Raw genomic sequence first — 24121 nt, 5'->3', positions numbered from 1 at the left:
AGTAATGATTATTAAAATAGACTTTGAATCTGAAACACCTATATATGAACAATTAAAAAGACAAATAATAGAAGGGATGGCAAAAGGACAATTAAAAAACGGGGAAGAATTGCCATCAGTACGACAATTAGCAGAGGATATTGGTGTAAATCTACATACTGTAAATAAAACTTATAAAATTTTAAAGGATGAAGGTTATTTAGTAATTGATAGAAGAAAAGGAACTAGAGTTAGTGATAGTATGCCAAAGGCTACAGAAGAATATATTTATAAACTAAAAGAAAAGTTAAAATATATTATTGGAGATGCCTATTGTAAAAGTATTAGTAAGAAAGAGTTTTTGTCCATTTGTGAAAAGTATTTCGATGAATATAATAGGGCTAGGAAGGAGTAAACCTATGGAAGATAGAATCTTTATTATTATCAATTTTATTTTTTCTCTAATTAGTTTCCATTCCTTTGATATAATAGATATAAGTATGAAATTTATTAATATTTTGTTTATTGGGGCTACTTTATTAATTATATTAGGAAGTATTGTTATCTCTATAAAAATAGGTCAAGGAGGTAGTAGACTTAAATTTGATAATGAAGATAAATATGAAGAAAAAAATAGGGATGATGATGGACTTTGGAAACTAGGGAATACTATATATTATAATCCAGAAGATCCAGCTTTATTTATTGAAAAACGATTTGGAGTGGGTTGGACTGTTAATGCTGGTAAACCTTTAGGTATGTTTTTTATGATACTTCCATTTATAATTATTGTAGTAACTTTGTTAATGACCATAGAAAGATAGTAACATTTAGTAAAAATGCTACTATCTTCTTCATTAAAGGTTAATGAATGCTTTCATGATCATTATCCCTATTTTCCAAATTAGACAATAGTTGAGATGTTAATATATTTGCATCTTCAATTTTTTCTTGTAAACGGTAGAAAGTTTTAGAAAGATTAGGATCTTTAGCAGTAGCATAATCATTAGAAGTTAAGATTATTTCCATGCTACTTAAATTATCTATACTACTAGAATTATTTTCTCCAATTTCTTTAGCCTGATTTATAAGTTCTTTTATGGTTTCAGGATTTTTTATCATATCTTTCATTCTATCGCTCCTTATTTGTTTATATTTTCTTTATTAGTATGTACAAAAATACATAGATTAGTCAGAATTATATTTTGTGTCAATAACCCTTGCCTATAGATGTAGAGGATTTTACAATTTTAACCAAAGATGCAGAAGGGGAGATGAAAAGTGTTCATAATAGGATGCCAGTAATTATTCCAGTTGAAAAAGAAAGCATATGGTTAGACCAAAGAGTGAGAAATATTACTAAATTAAAAAGGATATTTGATTTTTTTGATTATGATTTTATTATTGACTAGGGAGAGTGAATAATTTGAGAACGATACTTTGTTATGGGGATTCTAATACTTGGGGTTATAATCCTGATGGTACGGGTAGATACCCAAAAGATGTAAGATGGACTACTGTACTTCAAAAAAACTTAGGTAAGAATTACGATATTATACCAGAAGGTTTAAATGGTAGAACTACCGTATGGGATGATCCCGTAAAAGGAGAGCATAGAAATGGTAAAAAATATTTAATGCCTTGTTTACAGAGCCATAAACCTATAGATTTAGTAGTACTTTTTTTAGGCAGTAATGATTTAAAACACAGATTTTCTGTTGAGGCTTATGAAATAGCTCAAAGCGTGGAAATGTTAGTTAATATTACTAAGAAAAGTGAAACTGGACCTAATATGGAATCACCAGAAATATTAGTAATCATTCCACCATCAGTATTAATACCACCGGAAGTGAAAAATATTCCTTACCTTATTCCTAAGGCTGAAGAAGTAGTAGAAAAAAGTGAAAGGTTTTCTGAAGAATTTACTAAAGTTCTTAGTAATCAATGTTATTTATTAGATTCATCAAAGTTGATTAGATCTAGTGAAATAGATGGAATCCATTTAGATGTAGAAAGTCATAAAATATTAGGAGAAGAAGTGGCAAAATTTATAAAAAATAATATATTTAAATAAAGCCTTGCATTATAGCAGGGTTTTTCATTTATAATTTAATATAAATAAAAAATATAATGGATATTAATTCTATATTAATATATAATGATAAAAAAGCAATATAGGTATAGGGGGTATATAAAATGTGGTTAAAGGGAGAAAAAGTAAGAAATCTTTTACTATTAATTAGTGGATTATTTATATTAATAGGAAGTTTTAGGGGGGAGATAACTACGGTTTTCATGAAAGCTATAAATATATGCTTGGAGTGTGTTGGAATTGGCTAAGAATAATAGAAGACTAGTACAGACAATTACAGCTTTAGGAACTAATAGTTATTTTAAAGGTTTTATAGATGGTAATATATTTAAGGGAGTAACGAAAAACTTTTGTGTACCTGGTCTTAATTGCTACTCTTGTCCAGGGGCTTTAGGGTCATGTCCTATAGGTTCTTTACAAGCAGTAATAGGTGCTATAGAATATAAGATATCCTTCTATATTCTAGGGATTATAACTTTATTTGGAACCCTATTTGGAAGGTTTATATGTGGATGGCTTTGTCCTTTTGGATTTATCCAAGAGTTATTCTATAAAATACCATCAAAGAAATACCGTATTAGCGGGAGAAATAGACTTAAATATTTGAAATATATTATCCTTGTTGTTTTTGTAATTTTAATGCCTATGCTTTTAGTAAATAAATATGGAATAGGAGCACCAGCCTTTTGTAAATATATTTGTCCAGCAGGAACATTAGAGGCTGGAATACCTTTGTTTCTAGTAAATTCATCATTACGTGGAGCAGTAGGATTTTTATTTTCATGGAAAGTATTTTTATTAGTAATTACTATTGGGGCATCTATATTAATTAATAGACCATTTTGTAGATTTATTTGTCCTTTAGGAGCTATATATTCTCTATTTAATCCTGTTGCTTTATATAGAATGGAAATTTTAGAAAATAAATGTATTGATTGTGGTATATGCCAAAAAACATGTAAATTAGATGTAGATATAAGGAATAATCCAAATAGTGGAGAATGTATAAGATGCGGGGAATGCATGGAGGCTTGTCCTACTAAAGCCATAAAAAGTAAATTTAAACTGAATGAAGATATTAATAATGGAGGTAGTGAATTTGAAGAAAACCATTAGTAAGATAATAGATATTGTACTTATTGTTTTAATAATATTTCTATCCTTTAGATTACTTCAACAAAGAGGAATAATAAAAACTAAAGTTGGAAAAATGGAGGAAATACCAAGTTTTACAGTAGAGGATGTTTCGGGAGAGGAAATAACGGATAGAATATTTAAAGACTACGATTTAACTATAGTAACTGTATGGTCAACTTCATGCGGAGCTTGTTTTAACCAATTGGAAGCTTTAAATAAATTGTATAAAGATTTTCAAAATGGAAATATAAATATAATTGGTGTAGTTACTAGTGGAGAAAGGAAAATTGAAGAAGTAAAAGAAATATCTGGGGATATGGGATTACAATTTTTAAATCTTATTCCTAATAAAGAGTTTAATAAAGATTTTGTAAAGGGAGTGGTAGGAACTCCTACAACATTGTTTGTTGATGAAAATGGGAAAATATTAGATATAAGTACTGGTAGTTATGGAACAGAAGGAGATATTGAGTTCTTAAGTAATAAAGTTAATGAGTTACTAAATAAGGAGTGAAAATAATCATGAATGGTAAAGATAATAAAGGTAAAATAATAGGAGTATTACTATTGGTGGCAATAGTAGCTATAGGTGGCTTCTTCGTAGCAAAAGGGAGAAAAGTAGAAGAACCAAAGACATCACAAAAAGATTCTGAAGTATCATCCAATGAAAACAAGAATGAAGAAAAATTAGATAAGGATAATGACTCTGAAAAGACTGAAAAGGGTAGGATGTCACCATTTAAGCTAAAAGATATGGAAGGAAATGAGGTTACAGAAGAAGTATTTAAAGATTATGAACTTACTATAATAGCTGCATGGCAGACGACCTGCGGACCATGTTATTATGAATTGGAGGCATTGAATGAGATATATGAAATGTATAAGGATAAAGGAGTAAATGTAATAGGTCTAACTCTCGATGAGCCTGGAATAGAAAAAGTTAAGGAAGCTACAGAGGAATTAGAACTTAAATATACTAACTTAATGATAGAAGAAGATTATATTTATGAAATAATAAAGCATGTAACAGGAACTCCTACAGCATTATTTGTAGATAAAGATGGTAATTTTCTAAGAGAGCCAAAAGTAGGAACAAGAGGAGTAGAAGGTTCTGTTGAAGATTTTAAAAAGATAATAGAAGAAATAAACCCTAGTGAAGACTAGGGTTTATTTATATCTGTATCCAAACTTCTAGCAGCTTCTTCTAAATTTACATCTGCTTTAGATATTCTTTTATTTCTACTTATATTAGGATTCTCTAATTCTCCACCCATATTTTTTATTATTTTCTCTGCTTCTTTCATATTATTTTCATCAGCCTCAATGGTTACGGAACAGTTAAAATCTGTAATTTCTTCAAAGTTACTCATGCCACTAGCCATAGGATTGGCTGCAGATAAAGGAGAAGTTCCTTTATCTACGTCATTTGACCCAGAATTTAATACTAAATCTGAAAGACTTTCTGCACCATCAGTTCCAGCTAAATTAGTTTGAATATCTTTATTACCAATATAATGGTCATTGGCATCTAAATATGAATTTGTAAAGCCAGCAGATTTAAGTTTTTTAATAGTTTCATTAGCAGTTTCAATATTAGCAAAATAACTTGTAATTTTCATCAACATACCTCCAGTAAAATTATTAACTATACCATTATTTATTATCTCAATAAATATTTTTTAAATTCTTATATAGGGAAAATCTTTTTGAGATAAAGATAGAAGGATTTGGGGTAGATATATAGAATAGATATATTTAAGATAATAAATTGACAGTAAAGGGGGCAGTTTACTTTGAGGAAAAATCAATTTTCACTAAATATGTTTTTTTTGGTACTTATTCCGTGGATTATTTCTACAGTAATAAATCGTTTAACCCTTGTAGGTGATGTATATGGAAAATCATCTGTTATTAATATAGCAGATACTGTATTAAATATATGGCTATATGTCTGTATAATATATTGGTACTGGGTAGGGAAAAAGTTTGGTACTATAGGTAAGGGAAAAAAGAAAAGTTTTATATTGGGAAATATTTTATGGGGAATTGGTCTTATTTTTTATGTAATATTATTCTTCTTTACAGAGGAATCTAATAGTCTTAAACTTATTAAAGTAACTCCATTACTATCTGGATTAGCAGAAGGATATTCATTAGGATTTACAAAATGGGGTAGGTTAATAGCATCAATTTTTACGAAAGCTTCTAATAATAATATCCATGTTTTAGTATCTTATGGTTTAATGTTATTTATATTTTCTATAGGTTTTTACAGAGGAAAACGTAGAAAGTTTATTTAATATATAGAGTAGATTAGTTGGCGATTAGTAGGTTTTATAAAATTAAAAACAGAATCCAAAAAGTTTTTAATATGTAATATTTTGATTTAAATTATATTAAAAAATGTTGGCGAGAAAGCATTGGTAAAAAAACAGAGAAGCCGCTTCTCTGTTTTTTTACTCACTCTAGTTTTGGTGATAAAATCTATAATAGTTTATTTTATATATTTAAACCTTTGCATTTAAAAACGATGCAAATTTTGCAGTATCTTTTGCCCTATCTATGTCCTCGGCATCTAGGGCCTGCCCACTATTGTACTGGAACCCATTAGGAAACCAAATATAGGTATGAAGGCAAAATTAAAAAGTCTTCCCCCTATACCCATAGCGGGCACTGTGTCAGTTCCATAAATGGAGATAAATTTTAGCGTAAATATACTAGCTAAATTTCTGGATAAAACCTCCATTCCGGCGGGGAGTCCTAAGCAGTGTTAACGGAAAAAGATGAAAAAGCTATAGGTAAAAAGTGTTAATACATAAAACCCCTTAAATCTAGATTCAATGGGTTTTATGCATATAGGCTCTATAAACAACTACACTAGGCCAAATAACCTAGCTCCCTGTGCAACTACAAAACATACAATAATGCCCGTAATTGTTGGGACTAAAAAGGATATCCAAGTCCATTTCCAACTTTGAGTTTCTTTACGTATGGTTAAAAGGGTGGTACCACAGGGCCAATGGTTTAATGCAAATAACATGGTACAAATAGCTGTTAACCAAGTCCAACCATTATTAATAAGTAATTGTCTTAATTCAGTTAAGCTATCTAATTCTAACATAGACCCTTTAGACATATAGCTCATAATTAAAATTGGGATAACAATTTCATTAGCTGGGAGGCCTAATATAAAGGCCATTAAAATATAGCCGTCCATTCCCAATAATTGTGCAAATGGATTTAGGAATTGGGCACAGTGAGTTAATAAACTGGCATTTCCAATTATGATATTAGCCATAGCCCAAATAACTAATCCAGCAGGAGCGGCTATTACCACTGCCCGACTTAGTACAAATAATGTACGATCAAAAATAGAACGAACTATAATTCTGCCTACTTGAGGTTTTCTATAAGGTGGTAATTCTAAAGTAAAGGAAGAAGGTAATCCTTTTAAAATTGTTTTTGATAGTAATTTAGATATAAATAGGGTAATAATAACCCCTAGTATAATAGCTGCCAGTACAGTTAATGTAGCTGTGAAGGAACCCAAGGTACTAGTAGAACCTGAAATAAACATACTAGCTAGGGCGATTAAAATTGGAAAGCGTCCATTACAAGGTACAAAATTATTTGTAATAATAGCAATTAATCGTTCTCTTGGAGAATCAATAATTCTACATGAAATAACTCCGGCAGCATTACATCCAAATCCCATACACATAGTCAAGGCCTGCTTTCCATGAGCACATGCTTTTTTGAAATAATAATCTAGATTAAAGGCAACTCTAGGCAAATAACCTAAATCCTCTAGTAGCGTAAATAATGGGAAAAATATTGCCATTGGTGGGAGCATTACTGATACAACCCATGCTAATGTACGATAAACTCCTAATACTAAGGCATTATGTAACCAATTAGGAGCTCCGATAAAGTTGAAGAAGTTAGTTAATTTTGTTTCTATCCAAAACAAACCACTGGCCAACATGTCAGAAGGAACATTAGCACCTTCAATTGTAATCCAAAAGATAAGGCCTAGAAGAGCAATCATTATAGGTATACCAAAAATTCTAGAGGTTAAGACATTATCAATTCTACGTTCTAGCTCATTATGGTTTTTATTCTGGAAAGTAACAACTTTTCTACTAATACTTTCTCCCGTTTTTACAATACTAGATACTATACGATCTCTTAAATCTTCTAATTCAATATTTTCTTTTTTTAAATTAAGGTGAATACCTTCTAATTTTTTATTTAATAATTCATCTTGGGATAAATCAAAGTTGATATAATCGTTCATTGATTCTAATAATTTATTATCTCCATCAATTAAACGAAGAGATACCCATTTACTATCAATGTTGTTGCCTACTAAATTATGAATATTAGGTTGTATTTGTTCAATTGCTTCTTCAAGAACTTTATCATAGCTTATCTTTTTAGGATTAGGTTTTAATTCCCCACTGGCAACTTTCTCTACAGTACTTTTTAACTCTTCTAATCCTTCACCACTTCTGGCAGCAGTTCCTATTACAGGCACACCAAGAAGTTTTTCTAACTTCTTTAGATTAATACTAATATTTTTTCTTTTAGCCTCATCCATAAGATTTACACATACAACTATCTTATTTGTAATTTCCATTATTTGAAGGACTAAATTAAGGTTTCTCTCTAGAGAAGTAGCGTCTGTAACCACTACAGTTGCATCGGGACCACCGAAACAGATAAAATCCCTGGCTACTTGTTCTTCTACAGAATTAGCCAATAAAGAATAAGTGCCTGGTAAGTCTACTAAAATATATTGTTGGTTTTCATATTTATATTTACCTTGAGCATTAGTAACGGTTTTACCAGGCCAATTTCCCGTATGTTGATCAAGGCCTGTGAGACTGTTAAATACTGTGCTTTTGCCTGTATTGGGGTTACCAGCTAATGCAATTACAATATCATTAGGGGATTCAAGTTCTACCTCAAAGATTTCTTTTAAGGAGCCTACACCTGTAGATTGATGTGTTAAGCCCATTATTAACACCCTCCTTCTTCATTTTGTTGAATTTGTTCAACGAAAATTTGTGATGCTTCTTCTGAACGTAATGCAATGACAGTTCCCCTAATTTCATATGCTATAGGGTCCCCTGCTGGACTTTTTTTCAATGATTTTACAATAGTGCCGTTAATAAGTCCTAAGTCCAGCATTCTTCTACGAATAGGGCCATAGACAATAAGTTCTTTGACTTTACCAAAGGAACCAATAGGTAATTGATCTAATGTAAGTAAATTTTCACTCATATGAAAACCTCCATTTTATTAATTTTTTATGGTTTTATTTCATAAGTTAGCTATGGGAAACATTATTAGTTATAACTAATAATTAAGATATGCACTAATGATTATATCTGTTACATTAAAAAATAAAGTTTAAGGGAGTGGAATATTGAAAAATAGAAATGAGTTTTATACAGTTCGTGGTTATAAAATGATAGAGGCGGAAAAAAAGTTACTAACTTCCAGTATGGAAGATTATTTAGAAATGATTTATCGAATATGTAAAAAAGAAGGCTATGTACGGATGAATCAATTGGCAAAAAAGTTGAATGTTCGTCCATCGTCAGCAACTAAGACAGTTCAGAAACTAAGTAGCTTAGATATGGTAGACTATCAGAAGTACGGTATAATTCAACTAACAGAAGGTGGTAAAAAAGTAGGTGGATTTCTTTTAAAAAGACATAATATTATAGATGAATTTTTAAAGAATATTGGAATAGAAGAGACTAGACTTAAGGATACAGAAATGATAGAACATAATGTAAGTATTAATACTTTACAAAAAATATATATATTAAACAAATTTTTATTGGATAATCCTAGTATAATGATGGAGTTTGAAGATTTTAGGGCAAAGTTTAATAAAAATATGGATTATTTTGATTTTCCACTTTGAGATTTTCTACAGTATCTAATTAAAATATCTAGAGTGCCTGAAATAAGTATGCTAGATTGTGCTCCAATAAGATCAAGAATCTAAGTAGAGAAGGGGCTATTAACCCTTGCCCCGTCTCTTAAAAATCATCCTTGAATAATTTTTCGATAGTATTTACATCATTACCGACTCTTAGAGGTTTTATTGCCGGACCTTCTATTACTTCTCCCTCATAGGAAAATCTTGAACCATGGCAAGGACAGTCCCAGGATCTTTCTGCAGAATTCCAGTTCAATTCGCAACCCATATGGGTGCATGTTGTATTTACTAAATGAAGGATTCCTTCCTCATTTCTATAGGCCCCAACTCTTTTACCATCTATTTTTACAATTTTTCCTTCTCCAGGTTGAACATCTATGTTATCAGGTAATGAAGAAAGTTTTCCATCTAAAAGTTGTTCGGCAACATTGAAGTTTTCTGCAATAAAGTTTTTAGCGGAGGCGATAATTGTTTTTCGGGATGGGTTATAGATATCTTGCCATGGACTTTCACCTTTAATTATTAAATCTCTAAGGATCATGGCAGAGGCCATACTATTTGTCATACCCCATTTTCCAAAGCCAGTGGCAATATACATATTAGATGTATTAGCAGTATAATTCCCTACATAGGGAATTCCATCTAAAGTCATACAATCTTGAGTAGACCATCTGTAAGGAATATCTTCTACAGTAAAGATATTATTTGCAAAATCTATTAATGCCTGATAGTGTTTATTGGTATCGTCACTTTGGCCAGTTTTGTGATGCTCACCTACAACTAATATAAGTTCACCTTCTTGAGTGCTTTGATGACGAAGAGAACGAGCTGGAGTTTCTACATTTATATACATTCCACCTGGGAACTTTTCTTTTGCTTTAATTCCTATAATGTAAGATCTTTCAGGATAAATTTTTGTAAAATAGCCCCCATGTTTATTGTAAAAAGGGTAGTGGGATGCAATAATAACTTTTTTAGCGTTTACCTTTTTTCCTTGGGCAGTTGTAACTATATAATAATTGTCATTATGTTCAATATCTACAGCCTTACTTTTTTCGAAAATATCCACGCCATGAGTATGAATATTCTTTGCAAGACCTAGTAAATAATTACGAGGATGAAATTGAGCTTGATTATCAAATCGAACAGCTCCTTTGATAGCCATTGGGAAGGATATTTCTTCTACATAGGAAGCTTTAATCCCTAGATTTGATGCTGCTTTAATTTCATCTTCAATATCTTGAATATATTTCTCCTGTTGTGTATATACGAAGGATGATTGAGGAACATAATCACAGTCAATATTATTGTCATTGGCAATTTTTTTGAACTCATGGATTGCAGATTCATTGGCCTCTGCATATTGTTTAGCTAGTTCTATTCCCATTTGTCTTTGAATTTTATCATAAATAAGTCCGTGTTGGGACGTAATTTTTGCTGTTGTATGTGCTGTAGTGCCTTGGCAAATATGATTGGATTCGAGAACTGCTATTTTCAAACCTTCTTTTTGTAATAAATATGCAGATGTAATTCCCACTAAACCACCGCCGACTATAACTATATCCACATCAATATCTTCATTTAATGTTGGGTAATTCGTGGAATCTGTAGAGGCTAACCAATAGGACTTTGGTAAATCTTTAAATTTTTTTTGTTCGTCAATATTCATACTGTTCCTCCATATATAAATTTCTACAAACCTATTTTTTACTTATATAGTATAAAATATTCAAAATTTATGTTGAATTTAAATAAAAAAAGCTATTCTTCAAAGATTATTTTTTAGATACATAAGCATTCTATTATGATATAATACATTTACTAGAATAACAGAGAGCAAAATATTCAGGTCAATTTTATAGAGAATGTGATATAGATATAAAGAAATTAAAAGTCTAAGAATCTATATGACTAAGTATATATAATAGTATAGGAGTAGGGAGCAGGGGAATAGTATTGCTTTTCTCTTTATTAACAGTATATATTTTAAACAACAATATTTAGGATATATAAATATTAGTATAGATTTTAATTTCTAGATACATCCTAAGTTAAACAGTATATAGAAAAATATACAGTGTAATAATAATATAAGGATGAAAGGAGAAAAAATATGGCTACTTATACGGGGGAAGTATTAATTGGAAATGCTCATTTACATCATGGAGGAATACTGCCGGAGCATAGAGTGTATTTATCAGAAAATGGCAGATTGTCATTAATTTTAAGAGGTGAAGACGATACAAAAGGTTGTGTCTGGGTGCCTACAGTAAAAAATACTATTGATGATACCTTATTAATGATATCTGCATATACTTTGAAAGATAAAGATATACTTAGGAAAATGGATAAATATAAAGTTCTCATGGAACAAGGTTTCTTTGAATTATCTGAGTATTTTTCTCAAGATGAGTTAAAAGAATTATATGAATTAAATAAAAGAGTTTTAAAAACATATTCAGGTTTCAAAATTGTACTTAATGCATTAGAAGGTTCAATTTTTTTAGCCCAATTAGGGAACTTGGAAGACTATGATATTGATATGGAAGTTTGCAGGACTATTTATAGTCAACGTTTCATATCTGACGATGAAGAAAAAATAGTTAGTGGAAAATTATAATAAGCTAGTGAGTTAGTGGGAACGGTCCTTAGGGACTCACAAAGCGGGGCAGCAAGGACCGTCCCCACTGATTCGCGAAAGGGGGATTATATGAAAGTTTTTATAAGTGCAGATATTGAAGGTGTAGCGGGAATTACCGACTGGAGCGAAGCTAGTAAGTCTAGTAATGAGTATAGTTATTTTGCAGAACAAATGACTAAAGAAGTGAAAGCGGCTTGTAATGGGGCTAATAGGGCTGGGGCAGATGAAATATGGATAAGGGATGCCCATGGTTCTGGGAGAAATATTGATGCTTCAGAGCTGCCTGAGAATACAAAGCTAATTAGAGGATGGAGTGGGCATCCCTTTGGTATGGTACAAGAATTAGATAAGACTTTTGATGCAGTTATTTATATTGGTTATCATGCATGGGGTGGCTCTAATTATAGTCCATTGGCCCATACTATTAATGATTCAAGGGTAGACAATATAAAAATAAATGGGGAATATGCAAGTGAATTTTTACTTAATAGCTATGCAGCAGCCTATGTAGAGGTTCCAGTAGTATTTATAAGTGGAGATAAGGGAATATGTGAACATGCAAAGAATATAAATGAAAATATTAAAACTGTGGCAGTTAGTGAAGGGGTAGGTAATTCTACTATAAGTATTCATCCAGATTTAGCTATAGAATTAATAGAGGAAGGTGTAGAAGAATCTTTAAAAGGAGATTTATCTAAAAATAAAATTACTTTACCAGAAGGGTTTAACTTAGAAATGTCATATGTGGCACAGGGAATAGCTTACGAATCTTCTTTTTATCCTGGAGCAAAATTAATAGGACCTAAGAAAGTAAAATTCTATTCAAAGGATTATTTTGAAATTTTAAGAGCAAGAATGTTTCTTGTTTAACAGAAGTGAGTCAAGAGGGGCGGTCCTAAGTGACTCACTTTGTGAGCCACTTAGGACCGTCCCCACTGACTCAGAGGGGAGGATTTTAATGAATACTTTAATTAAAGACATTACTGTTTTAACTATGGGGGAAGAAAGAGAACCTATTAAGGATACAAATATTTATATTGAAGGAAATGAGATAAAGTATATAGGAGAATTAAAAGAAGAATTTAGGGTTGATAAGGTAATTGATGGAAAAAGGAAGGTAGCTCTTCCTGGTTTAATAAATGGGCATACTCATATAGGTATGTCTCTTTTAAGAAACTATGCCGATGATTTACCATTACATGATTGGCTAACACAAAAAATATGGCCTGTAGAAGCAAAGTTAATAGGGAAAGATGTATATTGGGGTTCCATGCTTAGTATTGTTGAAATGATAAGGTCTGGTATAACTTGTTTTGCCGATATGTATTTTTTTATGGAGGAAGTAGGAAAGGCTATAGAAGAATCAGGTATTAGAGGTGTACTATCTAGAGGAACGATAGAAGAAGATGATGAAAAATTAAATAAAGAAAAAATAGAATATACAAGGGACTTATATAAAAATTGGCATGGAAAAGCAAATAATAGAATAAAAGTAATGGTGGCACCTCATGCACCTTATACATGTAGTCCAGATTATCTTAAAGAATTAATAGCTTTAGCCGATGAATTAAATGCTGGAATACATATACATCTTTCAGAAACAAAAAAAGAAGTGGATGATAGCTTTGAAGAACATGAAAAATCACCAATAAAACATGTTTATGATTTAGGCTTATTTAAGCGCCCTACATTGGCAGCTCATTGTGTCCATGTATCTAGTGAGGATATTGAAATACTTAAGAAAAATAATGTACAAGTAGTAAACAATCCAACAAGTAATTTAAAATTAGCCAGTGGCTTTGCACCAGTAGAAGAAATGTTAAATAAAGGCGTAAATGTAGCCTTAGGAACTGATGGTTCTTCAAGTAATAATAATTTAAATATGTTTGAAGAAATGCATTTAGCATCAATAATTAATAAAGCCGTAAATAAAAATGCTACTTCTATACCAGCTATTAAAGCATTAGAAATGGCCACTATAAATGGAGGAAAGGCTCTATTTTGGGATGACGAAATAGGTTCTTTAGAAGTAGGTAAAAAAGCAGATTTAATTTTAGTAGATATGGACAAACCACATTTCTATCCAATACACAATATAGTATCAGCTTTGGCTTATTCAGCCCAAGCTTCCGATGTAGAAACAGTAATAGTTAATGGAAGAATTATAATGGAAGACTATTATATTAAAACTGTAGATGAGGAAAGGATAATATTTGAAACAGAAAAGATTGGTAAAGATCTTGTAAACAGATAGATAAAGGTTATTTGAAACCCTTTGAAAATTTAAAGTTAGCTATAGAAAAATTAAATAATTTAATATTTAAATATAATGTAAAACTGATGACCTAAGATCTTAGGTCATCAGTTTTTTATAGTGTACAATATTAATTTACACACAGTGGAAAATAAAAAGAAAATCAGATATAATTTATATATATAGGAAAGAGGAGAGTTTTATGATTATAAGTACTGGTATAGATATAGTAAAAATTAATAGAATAAAGAGGATACTTGCAGAAAAGGACCAACAATTTTTAAATAAAGTATTTACTGAAGAAGAAAAGAAATACATATCTGAGAAGAATAAGAATCCTGAAACTATTGGGGGTATGTTTGCAGCAAAAGAAGCAATAAGTAAGGTATTAGGGACAGGAATAGGAAAAATAAGTTGGAAGGAGATAGAAATACTTCATAATAAAAAAGGTAGGCCTTATGTAAGATTACAGGGAGAAGCAATGAAAGTTTCAAAAATATTAAGCATAGGCGTAGTCCATTTATCTATTAGTCATGAACGAGACTTTGGTATTGCTATTGCAATAGGTGAAAATAATCATTCTAAAGGACTGGATATTGATAAAACTAAATTAGAGTATTTTTCAAAAGTCCTACCAGAACGAAAAAAAGATTCTCATAAGGGGACTTATGGGAAGGTAGGTATAATGGCAGGTAGTACTGGTATGACAGGGGCTTGTGCTTTATCATCTATGTCAGCTTTAAGATGTGGTAGTGGCTTAGTATATGGAATAGTACCTGAAGAATTAAGTACTATTCTTTCTATAAAATTAACAGAAATTATATTAAAACCAATAAGTGACAAAGATAAAGGCTATTTTATCTATGATTCTATAGATGAAATAAAAAATAACATTAAAAATCTAGATGTAATAGCCCTAGGGCCTGGTATAGGAACAAATAAAGAGACTATAAAAGTAGTCCACGAAATGCTTAGGACCATAGAAAGACCTATAGTCTTGGATGCAGATGGTTTAAATTGTGTTTCCCAGGATCCTAATATATTTTTAGAAAGGGAAGAAACTACTATTATAACACCTCATCCTGGAGAACTTTCCAGGTTATTAAAAATTCCAACTAAAAAAATACAAGAAAATAGAATTAAATATTCTAAAATAATATCTGAAAAATATAATATAATAACTGTGCTTAAAGGTGCCAATACTATTGTTGCTAATGGAGATGGAGATATATACATTAATAATACTGGTAATCCAGGTATGGCTACAGCAGGTAGTGGAGATGTTCTAACGGGAATGATAGCAAGTTTTCTAGGGCAAGGAATAGGGGCTTTAACTGCTGCCAAATTAGGAGTATATTTACATGGATTGGCTGGAGATTTAGCAAAGCTAGAATATGGTGAGTATGCTATGACAGCTACTGATATATTAAATTATATACCTAGTAGTTTAAAATTAATTGAAGGTTGTTACTAATGACAAAGGGGGACAGAAATGGACAAATTTGAAGGGATTAGACCTGTTTGGGCAGAAATAAATATTGATAATTTAGCCTATAATATGAGGGAGATTCGCTATAATACTGATGATAATGCTTTGGTAATAGCAGTAGTAAAGGCAGATGCTTATGGTCATGGGTCTATAGAGGCTGCAAGGGTTTTCCTAAAAAATGGGGCTGATAGATTAGCAGTGGCTACAGTAGAAGAAGGAATAGAATTGAGGAAGGCAGGAATAGAAGTACCTATATTAATTCTTGGTGCTACACCTAATAGTCAACATGAATTAACTATTAAGTGGAACCTTATAGAAACAGTTTTTAATTATAAAAGTGCTAAAAATTTATCAGAAATAGCTAGAAAAAATAATAAAATAGCAAGTGTACACATAAAGATAGATACAGGGATGGGGCGTATAGGGTTTTTATCTAAAGAAGAAATTATTAAAGAAATAGAAATGATTAATGATTTATCTAATTTACGGGTTGAGGGAATATTCACCCACTTTGCTAAAGCTGATGAAAAGGATAAGTCTTTTACAAGGAAACAATTTGAAAGATTTAATAAGGTGATTAATGAAATTGAAAAACTTGGGATAAATATACCTATAAAGCATGTATCAAATAGTGCAGGAATAATAGATTTACCAGAATACAATTTAGATATGGTAAGACCGGGAATTATAAATTATGGTCTTTATCCATCAAATGAAGTTAATAAAGAAAGAATTAAGTTAAAGCCTGCTATGACGCTCAAAGCCCGAATATCTAATATAAAAAAGATATCTAAAAATACGGGAATTAGTTATGGACACACATTTATAACGAAAAGGGAAAGTGTAATAGGAACGATTCCTATTGGATATGCAGATGGTTTTACAAGAATCTTATCTCATAAGGCAGAAGTTATAGTAAAAGGGAAAAGAGTACCAGTAATTGGGACTATATGTATGGATCAATGTATGATAGACTTAACAGGTGTCAATAATGTAAATATTGGAGATGAAGTAATTATTTTTGGTGGTGAGAATAATAGTTATATGCCTATAGAAGAAGTGGCAAAAAAAATAGGTACTATTAATTATGAAATAGTTTGTATGGTAGGAAGACGAATTCCAAGAATTTATAAAAGAAATGGAAAAACAGTTAAAGTAGTAGATTATCTAATAGATTAAACTATTATGTTTTTGTTTTTAATTTTCAAGTATTGACATATGTTTTATTAGGTGTAATAATGGGTATAGACATTTATTTTAAAAATGTTTTATAAAAGCTCTACTTGTATACTCTTTAACCTAGAATGGGTGAGGGGTAATTTTGGCTTGGGGGTGCGTTCATGGCTGAAACAAAAAGGATTATGGTTAGTTTGCCTGATAGCTTACTGGAAGAAGTTGATTTTATTGTTTCCATGGAAGAAAAGAATAGAAGTGAATTTATTAGAGAAGCAATGAAATTATATATAAGGGAGAAGAGAAAAGTGGAGATGTGTGAAGAATTAAAAAATGGGTATAAAGAAATGAGTCAGATTAATTTATCATTAGCAGAAATGGGTTTTGAGCAAGATATGGTTGAATTAGATATTTATGAAGCGAAATTGACAGGAAGTGAAAAAATGTGAATGTAAATGTAAAAAGAGGAGATATATTTTATGCCGACTTAAGTCCTGTCATAGGTTCGGAACAAGGTGGCGTTAGGCCTGTGCTTGTGATCCAAAATGATATTGGGAACAAGTACAGCCCCACTATCATTATTGGGGCTATTACCTCTCAGATAAACAAGGCCAAACTTCCTACCCATGTAGAGATAACGGCTCCGGAGTACGGACTTCCTAAGGACTCGGTAGTTTTACTTGAACAAATTAGAACTATAGATAAAAAAAGACTTAGAGAAAAAATAGGCAGATTTAATGATGAAATGATGAAAAAAGTAGATGAATGTTTAAAAATAAGTTTAGGACTAGTAGATTTATAAAATAGAAATAGGGTAAAAATTAATACATAGTTTTAAATTGGAATTTAACTTACATATACTTAAAACTAAAAACAAGCATAAATTTATGCTTGTTTTTTAGTTTTTTGAACTATTTTTATAATAAAGCATTTTTGAGGGAATAATTGTAATAATAAATTATAATTAATTACATAATTTTATGTAGAATAAAATTTCTTATGGTATAATATTAAAGCATATTAGAAAAGACTTTTTTACTTAGAAAGGGGGAGGCTCCTACTGAGAGCAAGTTATTATGAAAGTACTTCATTTAATTAGTGGCGGTGATACAGGCGGTGCAAAAACACATATTATTTTCTTATTAAGAGCTTTACAGGAAAAATTAGAAACTAAAATTGTATGTTTTACTAAGGAAAGTTTTTATTATGATGTAAAAAAAGCAGGTATAAATATAGAAGTATTAGAGCAGGAAAAAAGATATGATATGTCTATTGTATCCAAACTTAAAAAGAAAGTTGACAAGGAAGGCTATGATATAATTCATTGCCATGGTGCTAGGGCTAATTTTATAGGCGTATTATTAAAGCGAAAAATAAATTTACCTTTTATTACGACTATACATAGTGATTATGAACTAGATTTTAAAGATAATTTTTATAAGAAAATTATCTTTACAAAAATAAATACCTTGGCCTTAAAGAAGTTTGACTATTATATTGCTATTTCAAATAATTTTAGAAATATGCTTATAAGTAGAGGATTTAAAGAAGAAAAGATATTTACCATATACAATGGAATTGATATGGATAATGAGATTTTTTTTATGCCTAAGAATGAGTTTTTAAATAGATATGGTATAGATGGGAAAGGTAAAACCATATTTGGAATAATTGGAAGACTAGATTTAGTGAAAGGTCATGAGACTTTTATAGAGGCGGCAAATTTAGTACTTAAGGATAGGAAAGATGTCTTGTTTTTAATTGCGGGAACAGGTAATGATGAGGTAAGATTAAAAGAAATGGTTAAGGAATTAGGCCTAGAGGAAAATATTTATTTTCTAGATTTTGTAGAAGACCAATATTCCTTTTTTAATGCTATAGATGTAAATATTTTAACTTCCTTAAGTGAAAGCTTTCCTTATGTTATACTAGAAGGAGCAAAATTAAAAAAGCCAGTTATTAGTACAAAAGTAGGTGGAATAGGAGATTTATTAAAAGATGGTTATAATGGTTATCTAATAGAAGTTGGTGCTGTAGAAGAATTAGTTCAATATATTTTATTATTTCTTGAAAATAAACCTAGCATGAAAGTAATGGGAGATAATCTATATAGAACTGTCAACGAAAAATTTTCTTCCAAAAAAATGGGGCAAGAACATTTTAATATATATAAGAAAATTGTTGAAACAAGGAGGAATAGCCATGAAAATAATAAATGAAAAAGGAAAATTATTTGGTGTAATAAATATAATTGATTTAATAGTTATAATCATACTTGTATTGATCGTTGGTGGTGGTGTTAAAAGGGCAAAAGCCAAGCCGGAAGTAGTAGGTGAAAAAGGTAAGGCATTAATAACCATTGAAATATCAGATGTAAAAAAACCAATAGCTGATGGTTTTGATACGGGACAAAATTTATATTTTCAAGATAAGGATAGTTTAATAGGTGAAATTATCGATATAGATGTAAAACCTTATACAAAAAACATATTATCTGGAGGTAAATGGCATTCCAAAGAAGTACCAGATAAATATGTTGCAACTTTAACTGTAATGGCAGATGTAACAGAAACCTCAGAAGTTATAATTGTTGGTGGAGAAGAAGTGAGAATAGGTGTAAAGTATAAAGTAAAGGCTAAAAAAACAACAGCATCTGGAACTGTTTTTGGTGTAGAAGTTCAGTAGAGCCTAGAGGTGATAAGATGTATAATAGTGTAACTTTAAATGTATTATCAAAGATATGGCGTAGTATAGAAAAAGATTATGAAAGAAGCTTTTTTAAGAAGATTGTCGATTTTATATCTAAAGGCTTTAAGTATATTTCCAAAGGTTCTATTATAATGAATTTATTTGTATCAGATAATAACTTTGTTAGAGAAGGGTTAATTTATAAATTATATTGTAAATTTATAGATTTATTACAGTCTTTTATTAAAAGGATAAATAAATTTGTATTAAAATATAAGTCAGGAAGCTTTTTTTTAAATGCCTTTAATAACTTATTTGGTAGAGGAGAAAATATAATAAATACTTTATATATTTCATTATTAAGTTTTGGAATAACTACCTTATTTATAAATGTATTAAAAGGGAATTTAAAAACAAAGCTAAATATTATTTTTGCGGCTATTGTTTTTTTAGCTATAGTTGGTATGAGATTTAGTCAAAATTACAAATATATTTTAGATAATAGTTTTACGGTAAAATTTATTAAAGATATATTTAATACAGAAGATGGAGGGGAAAAGTGGTGGTAAATACGTCAAATAAAAAGTTTCTAATTATCCCCTTAGTATTTGGAGTATTATTTTCATTATTATATTTTAAATTGCCTTTAAATTATTTTATAGCCATATTTTTAGGGTTTGCTGTAGCAATTGTGACACTATACGATGTAAAATTTGGGATAATGGCTAGTATCTTTGCACTGCCTTATTTACCTGATATGCTTTCTTTAATTTTTATGATTTTTGTAATGGCCGCATTTTTATATAATAAATTTGTTAAAGATAGTTATAATAAGGGAAATGTTTTAACTAAACACCCTATTGATGTACCTATAGCTTTATATGTTTTAATTATAATTATAGCTACTATAACTTCTATAGATCCAGTTGGCAGTTTTCGGGATTTAGCGATACATTTGGTATCTATTGGATTTAGTTTTGTAATAATAAATTCTATAAAGAATAAGAAAGATTTGAATATGGTACTTGTAACAATAGTTGCTACTGCTACACTAGTATCTTTATTTGGGATATTTCAACATAGATTTGGTGTAACAATGGAAGAAGGTTGGATAGATAAAGCTAGTAATCCAGATTTAATAGCAAGAGTTTTCTCTGTCTTTGGGAATCCAAATATAATGGCAGAGTATTTGATTATGATAATTCCAATTTCCTTAGCTTTATTCTGGGATACAAGAAAATTTACCAAGAAAATTTTCTTTTTAATCATTACTTTAATACTTACTATAGGATTATTGTTAACTTATTCAAGAGGTGGATGGGTAGGCTTTGCATTTAGTATATTTTTCTTTATATTTCTTGTGGAAAAAAGATTGTTGCTTTTAGCAATTCCTTTAGTCTTATTATCCTTATATTTTCTTCCACCATCTATTATGAATAGGATAATGACTATTGGCAAACTAACTGATTCATCAAATTTTTCTAGGCTGAAAATATGGGAAGTAACATTAGAAATAATAAAAGAGAATTGGATGATTGGAGTAGGTTTTGGTTATCTACCATTTAAACAGGTTTTTGATAGTAAAACAACTATGGGTATGCAACATTCACACAATACTTATTTAGAAGTTTTAGTAGAGCTAGGTATTGGTGGATTTATAATATTTACCTTATTAATATTTTTATTTTATAAATTTGGAATAAAGAAATTGTCCAGTGAAGAGGATAGATATACAAAGATAATGTTAGCTGGAGTATTGTCTGGAATTTCCGCTTTATTAGTCCATGGTTTGGCAGACAATGTTCTCTATATGCCTAGAATTATTATTACATTTTGGACTGTAATGTCTTTTGCTTCTGTTATGATACGTACTTCAAAAAGCAGGTGATTTTATGAATAGTATTAAAATATTTGGGGTAATGATAGATAAAGTTACTTTAGAAGAGGCCACAAAATTAGTAGAAGAATTTTTAAAGGGAAATGAATTAAAAACTATTTACACTCCAAATACTGAAATAGTCATGAAAGCTAAAGAGGACGAAAGACTAAAAAAATTAATTAATAAAGGTAGTTTAGTAATACCTGATGGTATAGGTCTTATTTATGCAGCAAAAATAAAGAAAAGGCCATTGCCACAAAGAGTTACAGGCTTTGATCTCTCTATAAATATGATAGAATTAGCTAATAAGAAAAAATTAAGTATATACTTATTAGGAGGAAAGCCTGGAGTATCTGAAGAAGCAGCAAAGAATATAGTAAAAAAATATCCAAATGTAAAAATAGCAGGTTATCAACATGGCTATTTTAAAGAAGAAAAAGAAATTATAAGTAAGATAAATGAAAGTAATCCTGATATTTTATTTGTAGGTTTAGGTTTTCCAAAACAAGAAGTATGGATAGATACAAATAAGGGTAAGTTAAATTCTAAGGTAGTTATTGGTAACGGTGGTACAATGGATATACTAGCTGGAAAAGTTAAGAGAGCTCCCGAAATTTATCAAAAATTAGGTTTGGAGTGGTTTTATAGGCTTCTTAAGGAGCCGTCTAGAATAAAAAGACAAATAGTAATTCCTAAGTTTATACTGCAAGTTATTTTTTCTAAAAATGTAGTGGAATAAAAGGAGTCATAGACAATGGCAAAAGAAAAGTGGTATAAGACGATAATTTGTTATTTTGGAATAGGAGCAGGAGTATTTTTAATGGCAATTTCTTTGAATTTTTTCTTAGAGCCTAATACTATTGCTCCAGGAGGAGTTACAGGTATAGGAATTATTCTTAAAAAGGTTACAGGATTTCCAGTGTATTTAACAAATTTGGTTATTAATATTCCTTTGTTTATAATTGGAATTATGATATTAGGTAAGGCTTTTGGGGCTAAAACTTTATTTGCTACTGTAGGTCTTTCTTTCTTCCTAAAATATGTGCCTTATGAAGTGTTGACAAAAGATTTATTATTATCTGCTATATTTGGTGGAGTCATAATGGGTGTAGGTTTAGGTATTGTGTTTAAATTTGGAGGAACTACGGGTGGGACAGATTTGGCAGGTTCAATACTAAATAAATTTTTCCCAGGTTTAAGTATTGCAACCTTTATGATGTTAATAGATTTAGTTGTAGTAGTTGCAGCAGGAATAGTAGATAAGAAAATAGAGACTGCTTTGTATTCAATAATATCTTTATATTTAACAGCTAAAATAATTGATTTAATCTTAGAAGGTTTAGGGTATATGAAAGCTTTTTTAATTATTACAGAAAAGCCAGAGGAAATAAGTCAAGCAGTAATAGAAGACTTAAACAGAAGTGTTACCTTATTTAAAGGCAAGGGTATGTATACAAAAGAAAAGAAAGACATGTTACTTTGTGTTGTAAATAGATCACAGTTTACAAAGTTAAAAGAAATAGTAACTGTAATTGATGAAAAAGCCTTTATAATGGTAACGGAAATGCATGAAGTTATAGGTGAAGGATTTAAGGAAATAAAAAATATATAGGAGGGATATTTGTGGATAAATATAAGGAGTATAAAACTATTGCCAATAATTTAAGAGTTAATATAATTAATATGCTTTATGAAGCACAATCTGGCCATCCAGGAGGTTCGCTATCAGCCTGTGAAATTCTTACTGCCCTATACTTTAAGGAAATGAAGGTTGATCCAGAAAATCCAAATTGGGATGAGAGGGATAGATTTATATTATCTAAAGGACATGGGTCACCAGTTCTTTATTCTGCCTTAGCTGAAAGAGGGTATTTTCCAAAAGAGGAGTTAAACAGCTTTAGAAAAATTAATTCTATGCTTCAAGGACACCCAGATATGAAAGATATACCTGGTGTAGATATGACTACGGGATCCTTAGGACAAGGTATTTCTGCGGCTAGTGGAACGGCTTTAGCTGGAAAGTTAGATAGGAAGGATTATAGAGTATATGGCTTAGTAGGAGATGGAGAAGTCCAAGAAGGTATTGTATGGGAAATGGCCATGTTTGCAGCTCACTATAAATTAGATAATCTTACAGTGTTTCTAGATCATAATGGATTGCAAATAGATGGTAAGAATGAAGATATTATGAATATAGAGCCAATTGATGAAAAGTTTAAAGCTTTTGGATGGCATGTAATAACTATTGATGGTCATGACTTTGACGAAATATTTAATGCAATAGATGAAGCAAAAAATACAAAAGATAAACCTACTATGATTTTGGCAAAGACTATTAAAGGAAAAGGTGTCTCTTTTATGGAAAATCAAGTAGGTTGGCATGGAAAGGCTCCTAATGAAGAAGAAAAGGAAAAAGCTTTAGAAGAACTAGGAGGTGGAATAAATGGTTAAGATGATGTCGACCAGAGATGCTTATGGTGAAGCTTTAAAGGAATTAGGACTAAAGAATAAAGATGTAGTTGTATTAGATGCTGATCTTTCAGGGTCTACTAGAACTGGAGTATTTAAAGAAACTTATCCAGATAGATTTTTCAATGTAGGTATAGCTGAACAAAACCTTATGGGTACAGCAGCAGGCTTAGCATCTACCGGTAAAATACCTTTTGCTAGTACTTTTGCAGTTTTTGCTACAGGGAGGAGTTATGAAATAATTAGAAATTCTATATGCTACCCAAAATTAAATGTTAAAGTTGCAGCTACCCATGCAGGATTAACAGTAGGAGAGGATGGTGCTACTCACCAAGCCTTAGAAGATTTAAGTCTTATGAGATCC

30 protein-coding genes are annotated in these 24121 nt (G+C 30.4%); 25 read left to right on the top strand and 5 right to left on the bottom strand.

Translation table 11 applies throughout. The annotated features are described in order from the left end of the window. The first annotated feature begins 4 nt into the window (after positions 1-4). The gene (locus VK071_04125; protein ID HLR34501.1) at positions 5-394 is read left to right on the top strand and encodes a GntR family transcriptional regulator; all 390 of its coding nucleotides are present in this window, start codon (positions 5-7) and stop codon (positions 392-394) included. A 4-nt stretch (positions 395-398) separates the two neighbouring features. Continuing rightward, positions 399-803 (top strand): DUF5808 domain-containing protein, encoded by a 405-nt coding sequence (locus VK071_04120; protein ID HLR34500.1) that lies wholly within the window; start codon positions 399-401, stop codon positions 801-803. A gap of 40 nt (positions 804-843) precedes the next feature. Here the strand turns inward: VK071_04120 and VK071_04115 are convergent, their stop codons facing one another. Further along, entirely contained in the window at positions 844-1110 is a 267-nt protein-coding gene (locus tag VK071_04115) for a hypothetical protein (GenBank protein HLR34499.1), read from the bottom strand. A gap of 89 nt (positions 1111-1199) precedes the next feature. Here VK071_04115 and VK071_04110 point away from each other — a divergent pair, with 89 nt between their 5' ends. The 6 genes from VK071_04110 to VK071_04085 all read left to right on the top strand — a co-directional run bounded on the left by VK071_04110 (position 1200) and on the right by VK071_04085 (position 4372). Then, positions 1200-1391, top strand: coding sequence for an SOS response-associated peptidase family protein (locus VK071_04110; protein HLR34498.1), 192 nt, complete (start codon positions 1200-1202; stop codon positions 1389-1391). A gap of 14 nt (positions 1392-1405) precedes the next feature. Further along, entirely contained in the window at positions 1406-2053 is a 648-nt protein-coding gene (locus VK071_04105) for an SGNH/GDSL hydrolase family protein (GenBank protein HLR34497.1), read from the top strand. Positions 2054-2175: 122 nt separating this feature from the next. Then, positions 2176-2319: a CD1871A family CXXC motif-containing protein gene (locus tag VK071_04100; GenBank protein HLR34496.1), complete on the top strand. Its 144-nt coding sequence runs from the start codon at positions 2176-2178 to the stop codon at positions 2317-2319. After that, positions 2303-3187: a 4Fe-4S binding protein gene (locus tag VK071_04095; protein HLR34495.1), complete on the top strand. Its 885-nt coding sequence runs from the start codon at positions 2303-2305 to the stop codon at positions 3185-3187. The genes VK071_04100 and VK071_04095 overlap by 17 nt, the downstream gene beginning before the upstream one ends. Beyond that, complete coding sequence (locus VK071_04090) at positions 3171-3722, top strand: TlpA disulfide reductase family protein (protein ID HLR34494.1); 552 nt, start codon at positions 3171-3173, stop codon at positions 3720-3722. The genes VK071_04095 and VK071_04090 overlap by 17 nt, the downstream gene beginning before the upstream one ends. A gap of 8 nt (positions 3723-3730) precedes the next feature. Next, positions 3731-4372, top strand: coding sequence for a TlpA disulfide reductase family protein (locus tag VK071_04085; GenBank protein ID HLR34493.1), 642 nt, complete (start codon positions 3731-3733; stop codon positions 4370-4372). Here the strand turns inward: VK071_04085 and VK071_04080 are convergent. Continuing rightward, positions 4369-4827 (bottom strand): hypothetical protein, encoded by a 459-nt coding sequence (locus VK071_04080; GenBank protein HLR34492.1) that lies wholly within the window; start codon positions 4825-4827, stop codon positions 4369-4371. The genes VK071_04085 and VK071_04080 overlap by 4 nt on opposite strands. A gap of 174 nt (positions 4828-5001) precedes the next feature. Between VK071_04080 and VK071_04075 the strand changes: the two genes are divergently transcribed. Further along, positions 5002-5508, top strand: coding sequence for a hypothetical protein (locus VK071_04075; protein ID HLR34491.1), 507 nt, complete (start codon positions 5002-5004; stop codon positions 5506-5508). A gap of 572 nt (positions 5509-6080) precedes the next feature. On the opposite strand, the gene feoB is transcribed toward VK071_04075, so the two are convergent. After that, complete coding sequence (feoB, locus tag VK071_04070) at positions 6081-8228, bottom strand: ferrous iron transport protein B (GenBank protein ID HLR34490.1); 2148 nt, start codon at positions 8226-8228, stop codon at positions 6081-6083. A 2-nt stretch (positions 8229-8230) separates the two neighbouring features. Further along, positions 8231-8494, bottom strand: coding sequence for a FeoA family protein (locus VK071_04065; GenBank protein ID HLR34489.1), 264 nt, complete (start codon positions 8492-8494; stop codon positions 8231-8233). Positions 8495-8639: 145 nt separating this feature from the next. Between VK071_04065 and VK071_04060 the strand changes: the two genes are divergently transcribed. Continuing rightward, a complete protein-coding gene (locus tag VK071_04060) occupies positions 8640-9146 on the top strand; it encodes an iron dependent repressor, metal binding and dimerization domain protein (GenBank protein HLR34488.1) in 507 nt (168 codons plus the stop codon). A 118-nt stretch (positions 9147-9264) separates the two neighbouring features. Here VK071_04060 and VK071_04055 read toward each other — a convergent pair whose 3' ends face one another. Then, positions 9265-10833 carry an FAD-dependent oxidoreductase gene (locus VK071_04055; GenBank protein ID HLR34487.1) on the bottom strand — a complete coding sequence of 523 codons (1569 nt, stop codon included), beginning with the start codon at positions 10831-10833 and terminating at the stop codon, positions 9265-9267. A 444-nt stretch (positions 10834-11277) separates the two neighbouring features. On the opposite strand from VK071_04055, the gene VK071_04050 reads away from it, so the two are divergent. From VK071_04050 to VK071_03980, 15 genes are all read left to right on the top strand, one after another. Beyond that, positions 11278-11784: a hypothetical protein gene (locus VK071_04050; GenBank protein HLR34486.1), complete on the top strand. Its 507-nt coding sequence runs from the start codon at positions 11278-11280 to the stop codon at positions 11782-11784. 90 nt (positions 11785-11874) lie between these two features. Next, positions 11875-12675, top strand: a complete 801-nt coding sequence (locus VK071_04045) for a M55 family metallopeptidase (GenBank protein ID HLR34485.1) — start codon at positions 11875-11877, stop codon at positions 12673-12675. Between the two features lie 88 nt (positions 12676-12763). Next, positions 12764-14059 (top strand): amidohydrolase, encoded by a 1296-nt coding sequence (locus tag VK071_04040; GenBank protein HLR34484.1) that lies wholly within the window; start codon positions 12764-12766, stop codon positions 14057-14059. A 202-nt stretch (positions 14060-14261) separates the two neighbouring features. Next, on the top strand, positions 14262-15533 hold the full coding sequence (locus VK071_04035) for an NAD(P)H-hydrate dehydratase (protein HLR34483.1): 1272 nt from the start codon (positions 14262-14264) through the stop codon (positions 15531-15533). 18 nt (positions 15534-15551) lie between these two features. Next, positions 15552-16727, top strand: coding sequence for an alanine racemase (gene alr / locus VK071_04030; GenBank protein ID HLR34482.1), 1176 nt, complete (start codon positions 15552-15554; stop codon positions 16725-16727). Positions 16728-16888: 161 nt separating this feature from the next. Next, positions 16889-17170: a ribbon-helix-helix protein, CopG family gene (locus VK071_04025; GenBank protein ID HLR34481.1), complete on the top strand. Its 282-nt coding sequence runs from the start codon at positions 16889-16891 to the stop codon at positions 17168-17170. Continuing rightward, complete coding sequence (locus tag VK071_04020; protein HLR34480.1) at positions 17167-17523, top strand: type II toxin-antitoxin system PemK/MazF family toxin; 357 nt, start codon at positions 17167-17169, stop codon at positions 17521-17523. The genes VK071_04025 and VK071_04020 overlap by 4 nt, the downstream gene beginning before the upstream one ends. 274 nt (positions 17524-17797) lie before the next feature. Next, positions 17798-18940, top strand: a complete 1143-nt coding sequence (locus VK071_04015; GenBank protein ID HLR34479.1) for a glycosyltransferase family 4 protein — start codon at positions 17798-17800, stop codon at positions 18938-18940. Further along, a complete protein-coding gene (locus VK071_04010; protein HLR34478.1) occupies positions 18924-19406 on the top strand; it encodes a DUF4330 family protein in 483 nt (160 codons plus the stop codon). The genes VK071_04015 and VK071_04010 overlap by 17 nt, the downstream gene beginning before the upstream one ends. 17 nt (positions 19407-19423) lie before the next feature. Continuing rightward, positions 19424-19978, top strand: coding sequence for a hypothetical protein (locus VK071_04005; GenBank protein HLR34477.1), 555 nt, complete (start codon positions 19424-19426; stop codon positions 19976-19978). Next, positions 19969-21297, top strand: coding sequence for an O-antigen ligase family protein (locus VK071_04000; protein ID HLR34476.1), 1329 nt, complete (start codon positions 19969-19971; stop codon positions 21295-21297). The genes VK071_04005 and VK071_04000 overlap by 10 nt, the downstream gene beginning before the upstream one ends. Positions 21298-21301: 4 nt before the next feature. Continuing rightward, entirely contained in the window at positions 21302-22027 is a 726-nt protein-coding gene (locus VK071_03995) for a WecB/TagA/CpsF family glycosyltransferase (protein HLR34475.1), read from the top strand. Positions 22028-22042: 15 nt separating this feature from the next. Further along, on the top strand, positions 22043-22900 hold the full coding sequence (locus tag VK071_03990; protein ID HLR34474.1) for a YitT family protein: 858 nt from the start codon (positions 22043-22045) through the stop codon (positions 22898-22900). 11 nt (positions 22901-22911) lie between these two features. Beyond that, on the top strand, positions 22912-23739 hold the full coding sequence (locus VK071_03985; protein ID HLR34473.1) for a transketolase: 828 nt from the start codon (positions 22912-22914) through the stop codon (positions 23737-23739). Continuing rightward, on the top strand, positions 23732-24121 hold a 390-nt coding region (locus VK071_03980), incomplete at its 3' end, for a transketolase family protein (GenBank protein HLR34472.1). The genes VK071_03985 and VK071_03980, both read left to right, overlap by 8 nt.

This window comes from Tissierellales bacterium (assembly GCA_035301805.1).
GTDB lineage: Bacteria > Bacillota > Clostridia > Tissierellales > DATGTQ01 > DATGTQ01.
The sequence above is the reverse complement of the archived record's forward strand: the minus strand, read 5'-3'. Positions and strand labels throughout refer to the sequence as shown.